The 9136-nt window shown below is 60.4% G+C and carries 10 protein-coding genes; 2 read left to right on the top strand and 8 right to left on the bottom strand.

The annotated features are described in order from the left end of the window. Positions 1–301 precede the first annotated feature (301 nt). From FHS82_RS20985 to FHS82_RS20755, 8 genes are all read right to left on the bottom strand, one after another. Positions 302–523 carry a hypothetical protein gene (locus tag FHS82_RS20985; RefSeq protein ID WP_208394399.1) on the bottom strand — a complete coding sequence of 74 codons (222 nt, stop codon included), beginning with the start codon at positions 521–523 and terminating at the stop codon, positions 302–304. Next, positions 523–2022, bottom strand: coding sequence for a recombinase family protein (locus FHS82_RS20785; RefSeq protein ID WP_208394398.1), 1500 nt, complete (start codon positions 2020–2022; stop codon positions 523–525). Before FHS82_RS20785 ends, FHS82_RS20985 begins: the two co-directional genes overlap by 1 nt. Before the next feature lie 40 nt (positions 2023–2062). Further along, positions 2063–2641, bottom strand: coding sequence for a DUF2924 domain-containing protein (locus tag FHS82_RS20780; protein ID WP_246225488.1), 579 nt, complete (start codon positions 2639–2641; stop codon positions 2063–2065). A 3-nt stretch (positions 2642–2644) separates the two neighbouring features. After that, entirely contained in the window at positions 2645–2866 is a 222-nt protein-coding gene (locus FHS82_RS20775) for a DUF3489 domain-containing protein (RefSeq protein ID WP_166956705.1), read from the bottom strand. A 797-nt stretch (positions 2867–3663) separates the two neighbouring features. Beyond that, positions 3664–4860, bottom strand: a complete 1197-nt coding sequence (gene gltS, locus FHS82_RS20770; protein ID WP_166956702.1) for a sodium/glutamate symporter — start codon at positions 4858–4860, stop codon at positions 3664–3666. Between the two features lie 219 nt (positions 4861–5079). After that, a complete protein-coding gene (locus tag FHS82_RS20765) occupies positions 5080–5862 on the bottom strand; it encodes a mycofactocin-coupled SDR family oxidoreductase (RefSeq protein WP_166956699.1) in 783 nt (260 codons plus the stop codon). Positions 5863–6049: 187 nt separating this feature from the next. After that, a complete protein-coding gene (locus FHS82_RS20760; protein ID WP_246225487.1) occupies positions 6050–6790 on the bottom strand; it encodes an outer membrane protein in 741 nt (246 codons plus the stop codon). Positions 6791–6946: 156 nt separating this feature from the next. After that, positions 6947–7564: a TetR/AcrR family transcriptional regulator gene (locus FHS82_RS20755; RefSeq protein ID WP_166956696.1), complete on the bottom strand. Its 618-nt coding sequence runs from the start codon at positions 7562–7564 to the stop codon at positions 6947–6949. Positions 7565–7737: 173 nt separating this feature from the next. On the opposite strand from FHS82_RS20755, the gene FHS82_RS20750 reads away from it, so the two are divergent. Both FHS82_RS20750 and FHS82_RS20745 read left to right on the top strand, forming a co-directional pair. Further along, entirely contained in the window at positions 7738–8061 is a 324-nt protein-coding gene (locus FHS82_RS20750; protein ID WP_166956693.1) for a phasin family protein, read from the top strand. 234 nt (positions 8062–8295) lie between these two features. Beyond that, positions 8296–9136: HlyD family secretion protein (locus FHS82_RS20745; protein ID WP_166956690.1), on the top strand; the 841-nt coding region annotated here is incomplete at its 3' end.

The following is a 9136-nucleotide window of genomic DNA, read 5'->3' as shown; positions in this document are numbered from 1 at the left end:
TCTCCGCCATAACTACTTGATTTCTCAGTGTTTTTTGACTTTTCGCGACCTGCCCGATTAGTGCGGGAAGTTCAAAGACATGCACCGTTGGCGGTGGTGCAGCCGGGTGGAGAGACCGGGTCAGTACCAGAACCGGCGCTCGTTACCCGCAGATATCTCCCGAAGCCATTTTGGTGGTACGGCTTGCCGGATGCTGCTCTCGTCGTTCCTCGCGGGCATGAACCGCGCGGCGAACCGGGAACGAAGAACCCCGCCGATATGGCGAGGCAAGAATTGAGCGGATCCAGAGGTTTCGTCCAGGTCACCCGAATCCGAACTCGCGACGCTGCTCCGACCAATCCTTTGGCAGACTGGTGAGTGACAGTTGTTTGGCGGATAGTTCGATCGGCTGCTGTCCATCAAGGATCGCCGAAGTGATATCGGGTGCCAGAAATCCGAGCCGAACGATACGGGTGAAATAGGATGGCGTGACCCCGTTCGCCTGGGCAAGCTCGGTGATGGACGTGCCATCGCCCTCCAGCATCAGTTCGCGGAACCGCTGGGCGCGGGCAAGCAGCCGCAGCAGGCTGCGGTCGGGTTTGCGGTTTGTTGCGGTGCATCGACCAGATGCCGCATCTCCATACCCACCCGCTTGAGCGTTGCCTGCACCGACAGGGTCAGGGTTTCGCCGTCGTCTTCATGGCGAACTGTACGGCCGGCCGTGATCGTGTCGATCACGCCCCGCACCAAGGCGAGGATGGCATCGGGGCGGACGGTGATGGTCACCGCGTCCTGCGTCACAATGATGGTCTTCACCAGCTGCCGCAGGCCGGAGATCCTTTCCGTCGGAGAGAGGTTCGGCCAGCGATGCGCGAGGTCACCGGCTCGGGCGACAAACTCCCTCCGCTCTTCCACATCCCGAGCCCGGGGTGCGACGATCGTGTCCATCGCCGAAGCATCGCCAAGGAATTCGGTAAGGCGTCCCTCAACGATGCCTTCCAGATCCCTCGCCGGGATGCGGCGCGCCGCGCTGCGGCGGTTTGGTCCGTCAACACTGGAGCCCTTCCGTCCAGCGATGAGGTCATGGCTGACGTAATAGTGATAGTGCCGCCCCTTCTTGTTGGCGTGGGTCGGGGTGAGAGCGATCCCGTCCGCGTCCCGCACGAGGCCGGCAAGCAGGCTGGGGGCTGCGGCATCAGGACGAACCGCCCGTTCCACCCGGTTTTCCGCTAGCACGGCCTGCACCCTGTCCCACAGGCCCTCATCGACGATCGCTGCGTGCTGTCCCGGATAAATCGTTCCCTTGTGACGGACCTCACCGCGATAGAGCCGGTTCTGCAGCAGGTGATAGATCGCGCCGCGACCGAGGAGGCCACCGCCGGTCACGTTGCCGCCCGCGGACACATGACGCTTGGCGACAATCCCGGCCATGGCCAGTTCCTCGCGCAGGTCCAGGACGGAACCGAGTTCGGCATAACGCGCGAAGATATGCTGGACCGTCTGCGCCTCGGCCTCCACGATCTCGAGCTTGCGATCTCGGGCCTCATAGCCCAGCGGCGGCCGGCCGCCCATCCATATACCTTTGGCCTTGGAGGCGGCAATCTTGTCGCGGATGCGCTCGCCGGTGACCTCGCGCTCGAACTGCGCGAAGGACAGCAGCATGTTGAGCGTCAGCCTGCCCATGGAAGTAGTGGTGTTGAAGGACTGCGTCACCGATACGAAGGAGGCGCCGGCCTTGTCGAACACCTCGACGATCTTGGCGAAGTCGCCGAGCGAGCGGGTCAGGCGATCGACCTTGTAGACCACGACCGTGTCGACGAGACCGGCCTCGACGTCGGCCAGAAGCTGCCGTAGCGCCGGACGATCCATGGTGCCGCCGGAGAAACCGCCGTCGTCATACATCCGGGGAAGAACAATCCAGCCCTCCGATTTCTGGCTGGCGACGTAGGCCTCGCAGGCTTCGCGCTGGGCATCTAGGGAGTTGAAGCTCTGCTCCAGTCCCTCCTCGGAGGATTTACGGGTGTAGATGGCGCATCGGACCATCGAGGCCGTCGTTGGCGCTCCGACTGCAGGTCGGGTTCTCCTACGCATCGCTGCCTTCCTCGCCATCCACAGCGCGAAGGTTCGCCCTACTCCGAATAGCCGTCTTTGCCCTTGAGGCAAGGCCGAAGAAGCGCGGTCCCGACCAATGGGCTCCGGTGATTTTTTCAGCGATGGCGGAAAGGGACTTCCAGCTCTTGCCGTCCCAGACGAAACCGGCCTCGGTCACGTTGACCTCGTGGGTGACGCCGCCCCATTCCCGCACCAGCCGGGCACCCGGCTTCAGGCGCGGAGCCTTGGCCCGACGGATGTCGCCGGTGGTGGCGAGCGCCTGGGCGAGTTCCTGCAGTTCTGCAGCCACGGCCTTCTTCACGCCGCCGAACGCCTTCTCCTGAAGCTTCCAGGCGGTGCCGAGTTCGAGGAGATCACGCCGGATGCGCTCGGGCGGGTTCACCCGGAACTGGCGTCGCCATTCGCTAACGAGGGCGTCTCGGTCCATGGTGCCCAAAGCAGTAAGCCGGGTCGGCAGTTCCGCCCGAAGATCGACCGTCCTCGACCGACCATGAGGCACGGAAGTAACGTCAGCCGAACCCATGACGGCAACATCGTCAACGAGGGTCAAGGGTCAGCCCTCCTTCGGATCGAGCAGGTAGACCTTGCGACCATCGGCATCGGTCACAAGAGCGATCGGGAAGCCCCGTTTCCTGAGGCGGCTGAAGGCGGCGCGGACGGTGTGCGGTTGCCAGCCAGTCGCGCCGATGAGTTCGTCGATGGTGGCACCGGCGGGCTGGCTTGTCTGGTCGAGAAGCGTGGCCAGCTTGCCGGAGGGCGGATTGGGCGAGGCCAAAGACGGAGTCGGATCATCTTCCGGTGTGGTTCGGAACTTGGCATTCGTCTTATTCCTACCCGCTGCGGCGACGATGGTGTTTGGCTCAATCTCGGGCTGAGTACGATTGGAGCGGGAACGACGGGGCATGGGGGGTCCTCTGTGGGCGAAACGCGGGATGCGTCCGCTTGCACCACCCCGAGCCCTGGACCGCTCAGGTTCCAGGGCTCATCCGCGACCGGATTGCCCGTCGCCGCAATCCACTACCGCTCTGTTGCCGACAGAAGTCCAGTCGAAAGGACGCCGCTTGTGATTTATTAAATGAATAATCTGTTCGCATGTATATTTAAGTTCGTCGGCGTATCTGCAATGTTCGCTCTTATGGAAGTTGAGGTTTCGTGAGAACACTGGCTGCATCTCATAGTTGAGTCAGGTGCGGGTTCGACGCATCAGCGGCCTTAAGTTCTTTCGTGTCATAGGCGACAAATTCAATGCCGGTGACATAGGATTCAAGAACCTGACTGCAACAGTGTCTAGAGCGCATTCCGAGTAGATGGAATCATCTGATCGATAAGCATTCGCTCAAAATAAAAAACTTAGACCGTGTCATCGGTTCCGTGAAACGATGACACGGTCTAGGCAGTCGGGTCCCTTCCGATATTCATCGCATAGTTGATGCCGACGAAAACCTCATCCTTGCGCAGGCCGGCCGACCCGTACCAGCGACACCAACCACGCTAGCGCCGCGCCAATCACTGTACCAGACATTTCAGCCGATCCCGTCCATAAGGGGATGATCATCGGGGGGCGTCTGGCTGTCATTCGACGAAGGCCGAGATAATGACAGCATTGACGATATCGATGAAGAAGCCGCAGACGAGCGGGACAACAATAAACGCTCGGTGTGCGGCGCCGTATTGCTGCGCCACCGCCGTCATGTTGGCGATGGCTGTCGCGGTCGAACCGAGCGTGATGCCGCCGAAGCCCGCCGATATGACAACCGCTTCGTAGTCCCTTCCCATGAAGCGGAACACGACCACCGCAGTATATATTGCTGACAGGATAATCTGAACCGTCAGCGCGCAGGCCACAAAGGTAAACACGCCGTCGAGCTGCCAGAGCTGCAGCCCCATGAGGGCCATCGTCAGAAAGAGACCTAGCGCCAAGTCCGATACGAGTGCGAGCCCATCCTCGACGCCCGGCCAAAGACGCTGGATCGTCGCGCCGATCGCATAGGGCACCAGGTTGCGGATCAGGATCCCGGCCAGGAGACAACTTACAAATGCCGGGACAGTGAAGCCGCTCATTGCGATCAGGTTGTTGATGCTCAAACCGATGATCAAGCAAATGTTCAGTGCCAGGATAGCCCAGAGCACGCAGAAATAGTCCAGCCTGGATTGCGGCCTTTCGAAGGATGCACCGATGTCGAGGTCAGTATCGTGGCTTGCGGCAACACGATGCCGTTTCATGAGGAAGGCCGCGATCGGCCCGCCGATAACGCAGGCAGCAATGAGTCCGATGGTATTGCCGGCAATTCCGAGCTCCATGGCATTCGAAATACCAAGGCGTTCGGCAAAAATGGGAGCCCAGGCGAGGGTTGTGCCGATGCCACCTGTTAGCGAGATCGAGCCAACCATGAGGCCCGCCCTGGGATCCAGCCCAAACATCGACGCCATTGCCAGGCCGGTAAAATTTTGCAAAAGCATGAATACGATAGCCAGGGCAAGCAAGATCGCCAGAGGCCTGCCTCCCGTCAGCAGACTGCGCACATCCGCCTTCAGGCCGATGCCTGCGAAGAAAAGAAGAAGCAGAAAGTCTCGCATCCCCAACTCGAAGCCGATCTTCTGCCCGGAGAAAGCGTAAACGGCGGTGACGACCAATGTGCACAGCAAGCCGCCCACCACCGGCTCAGGGATGGAATACTTGCGCAAGAGCACGACGTTCATTGTCACGATCTTGCCGGAAAGCAGCAGAAGGACTGCAATCGTGAATGAGAAAAAAGCGTCTACCTGCATTTTATCCGGTATGGCTGCGGTGGAGCCCGCGCCGGGACCGGAACGCTATGGATCCACACGAGGAGACTATGAGTGACGGCTTGCCAGCCGTCATTCGGCAATGAATCGATCGAAGGGACCTGACCTGCTGTTGTTTTCCAGCCCGGAGGGAACCGGCTTGCGCGATCTTGCTCCCAATGTCGGTATCGGCATGACCTGTAGACATCACTACTTGGGAAGCTAAATTTTCGTTGCTCCATGATCGACGGGGACCTGGGCGGCAGTGATGGTGCGTGCTTCTTCGCTTGCGAGAAACAGGATCGCGTTTGCGACATCTTCCGGCTCCGAAACCGGCGGGTCGAGCAGGATTTGGCCCATTGCGGCGGCGTAGGACGGATTGTCCTCGAACAGCTTCTGCATTTCCGGATTATCCTCGCTCATCGCCGTCCGCATGCCCCAGGGATGGACCGAGTTGACGCGAATGCGATAGGGAGCAAGCTCGATCGCGGCGGATTTCACCAGCCCCACCACTCCTGCCTTGGCGGCGCTGTAGTGCGCCTGGCCGGGAAGCGACTTGATGCCTGCAACCGAACTGACGGCGATGATCGAGCCTCCATTGCCCGCCCCGATCATTGCCGGTGCGGCTGCGCGAAAGGTATTGAAGACGCCGGTCAGGTTGATGTCGATCATGTCCCGCCAACGTTGCGGGTCCATCTCCCAGAACCGACCCCAGGTAATGATCCCGGCATTCGCGACGACGATGTCCAGTCGGCCGAACTCATGCGCGCCCTGTTGGACGAACTGCTCCATGGCAGTGAGGTCTCGGACGTCGGCAAGGGTATGCTGCGCACGCTGTCCGCGATCCTCGACAGCAGCGCAGACCGAGACAAGATCCTGTTCGGTAGCAGGGATGTCGACGAGCAGCAGGTCCGCCCCTTCCTCGGCGAAGCGGAGTGCAGTCGCACGGCCCAGGCCGCGGGCGGCGCCTGTAACGAATGCAACTTTTCCACCGATGCGACCCATTCGTTTTCTCCCCCGTGAACAGCGCCAAAGGCCGAGCCTGCGGCAAGCGACTTTCAACCGTCTGGCTTAGCTTGTGAATCTCCATTTTTTGGAGCGGGGCCGGTATCGGCCCCGCATTTTCCTGATCCGGTTTGTAAATCAGTATGCTGCAACCGAAGAAGGCAGAACCCTCAGTGCCCGTTCGCACTCAGAACGTGTTGAACTTGTAGTTCAGGCCGGCGCGGATGACGCCGAACTCCGTGTCCTTGCGCTTGTTGTAGATCGTCGGTGCGAAGAAGTTGCGGTCTTCCTTGCCGAGGTTGACGTAGAGACCCTCGACGCGCGCCGTGATGTTGTCGGTGAAGGCGTATTCGACACCGGCACCCAGCGTCCAGCCGGTGCGGGTATCGTCATCCTGGGAGTAGTAGACGCCGTTGTAGACGAAGCCGTTGCTGTTGCCGCCGCCATAAGCGAAACCGCCGGTGCCGTAGATCAGCGCACGGTCGATGGCGAAACCAAGGCGGGCGCGGACCGTGCCGAACCACTCGATGCCGTTCGAGGAGGAACCGATGCCGGCGTAGCCCCAGGCGTTGTTCTTGCCCTTCAGGTCGGCATAGTTGATGTCGGCCTCGACACCGATGACGAACTGGTCAATCTGGTAATTGTAGCCGATCTGACCACCGCCGGTGAAGCCGCCGTCGTCGTTGCCGGACTTGTAGAAGGCGCCGTTGACATAGACGTCGTTGTCGTCGTTGGTGTTCCATGCATAACCGGCGTTGACGCCGACGTAAAAGCCGGTCCACGTGAAGACCGGCGCATACGCGATGGGAGCGACCGGCTCGACCTGACGGCTGGGAAGGTCAGCGGCAACGGCAACGCCGGACACGGCCAGCCCTGCGGCGACAATGCCGCCAAACAGCATCTTCTTCATCTCAAGAACCTGTTTCATGATTCACTCCGCAAAGTTGTCTTGTGATTGCAGCCCCGCCTGCGGGCGGGACGCTTGTTTTGTGGGGGCTTCGAGCGACGGCGCGGTCGAGCCGAAGCGTATCAGTGCGTCGTATGGCACCGGGCAAGCTTTCGCGCGGTGCGGGAAGGCACCTGATCATCGTCCCCGGTGATCTGGCGCAGGCGCGCACCGGGCATCGCCCTCCTGAACTGCGTCGCCATTCATCAGTTCCTCAATCGTTTGCACGATGATTTCCTGGAGCTCTCCCTCGTCCTGTCCGAGAAGCGGATCGGCCCTGACGACGTCCCTCAGGATGCCCGCACCAATGAGAAAGGCGGCGACCAGCGCGGCGCGTTTCTCCGACACCTGACCGCGCTTCCTCAAGAGTGGGCCCACGAAGTCCTCCATGAGGCTGTCACGCAGAACGCGTGAAGCGGCTGGACTCGAGAACGAGCGAATGACGATGTCGAGCGACCGGATCTCGTTTTCCCCGCGCTCGGCAAAAAGTTCACTGGCGAGGGTGGAAGCAAGTTCGTCAGCATCCCCGGAAAACAAACGCTCGGGCCGTGCCGCGGCCCTGACGGCTTCCAGAAAGAGCTTTTCCTTCGAGCCGAAGCAGCGATGCACATAGGCGGGATCGACACCAACGTCCGCTGCCACATCGCGTAACCCCGTCTCCTCGTATGAATGCGCCGAGAAACGCAACATGGCGGCTTTCAGGATGCGTTCGCGCGTCGAATCCCCCGATCCGATCTTGATGGTAGTCTGTGGCATTTTTCTCTGCGATATCCGGTTGACGTTACCCAAGATGTAGACTTATATTCGTGTCAAGTCAACAGGTGATGACAATAGTTGTCAACGGTCGGCGACCGCTATCGTTGATATGTTTAATATAAATAGAATCCGATGATAAAGCGCAATTTGCAGACTTTTTAGGAGGGATAGCGATGTCAAATGTGCAAAATGATTCTCAGAATCAATCGGTAAACGCTGATGGTGGCTATTTTTATTTTCCGGATTTGAGTTGGTTGAAGGATTTGGGTCAGTCTCCGGCGAAAGTCTACGTGGGGCTTTATCGCAATGCGCTTCGTGCTACTGCCCGTCAGTTGCAGGCTCAGGCGGACTACCTCAGGGAATTGTCCGAAGCGGAAGGGACCCAGGACGTGTTCGCGCGCCAGTCCGAGTTTGCACAAAAGGCCGTGGCGAACTGGATCGACGAGGGACAGCGACTGTTCGCGCTGAGTCGGGAGAGCAGCGTTACCTCCAGGTAGCGCTATGTAATCGACTGCTCGGTCATACCTCTTATGAGACGCTGGGTGGCGGCGACCGTGCGCCGCCGGATGCATTTGCTTGCCCTGAATTCCCACCGGGAGGCTCACTCAGTCTCCCGGATTCTCCCGGATATGGTGTCGCCTTCCGGGCGGTTTTTGATCGAGTGAGAACTTCATGCGGAACAGCTTGTTTCGACATTCGCATGCAACGGAAAACACGGCACAGGTCACACAATGGTGAAGTCGACGAACGGCTGGGTCTTCCCGGTCATCGGTGCGGTAGCCCTGGCGGGCGGCTATTTCGCGTGGAAAACCTATGAAAATCCGGGCCTGCCAGCCGGTATCGTCGGCGGAAACGGTCGTATCGAGGCGGTCGAGATCGACATCTCGACCAAGATCGCAGGCCGCATACGCGAAATCCTGGCGCAGGAGGGCGACTTGGTCTCGGCCGGCCAGGTGCTGGCGCGCATGGATACGGCGCAACTGGAGGCCCAGCAGCGCCAGGCGCAGGCGTCATCGCAGCGGGCAGTCATCAGTGTCGATACAGCAAAAAGTCTCGTTACTCAGCGCGAAGCCGAGCGGGCGGCTACGGATGCCGTGGTCGCGCAGCGTGAGGCGGAGCGCGACGCAGCGGAAAGAAAGCTGGTGCGCTCCGAACAACTGATCCGCACCAACGCCACCTCCCAGCAAACACTCGACAACGACCGGGCCGCGGCTGAGGGAGCGCGCGCCGCCGTCGAGGCCGCGAAGGCGGCGATCGAAAGCATAGCAGCCGATATCGCTGACAGCACACTGAGATCGCCGCGCGATGGGCGCGTGCAGTACCGCGTGGCGCAACCGGGCGAGGTGCTATCGGCCGGTGGACGCGTTCTCAACCTCGTCGATCTCAGCGACGTCTACATGACGTTCTTCCTGCCCACTGCAGAAGCGGGTCGCGTGGCGATCGGCACCGATGTCCGTCTCGTGCTCGATGCCGCGCCACAATATGTGATTCCCGCCAGAGCGAGTTTCGTCGCCGACGTCGCGCAGTTCACGCCGAAGACCGTGGAAACGGAAGAGGAGCGTCAGAAGCTAG

The sequence above is a fragment of the Pseudochelatococcus lubricantis genome, from assembly GCF_011762225.1.
GTDB classification, from domain to species: domain Bacteria; phylum Pseudomonadota; class Alphaproteobacteria; order Rhizobiales; family Beijerinckiaceae; genus Pseudochelatococcus; species Pseudochelatococcus lubricantis.
This window is presented reverse-complemented; position numbering and strand designations above follow the sequence as displayed.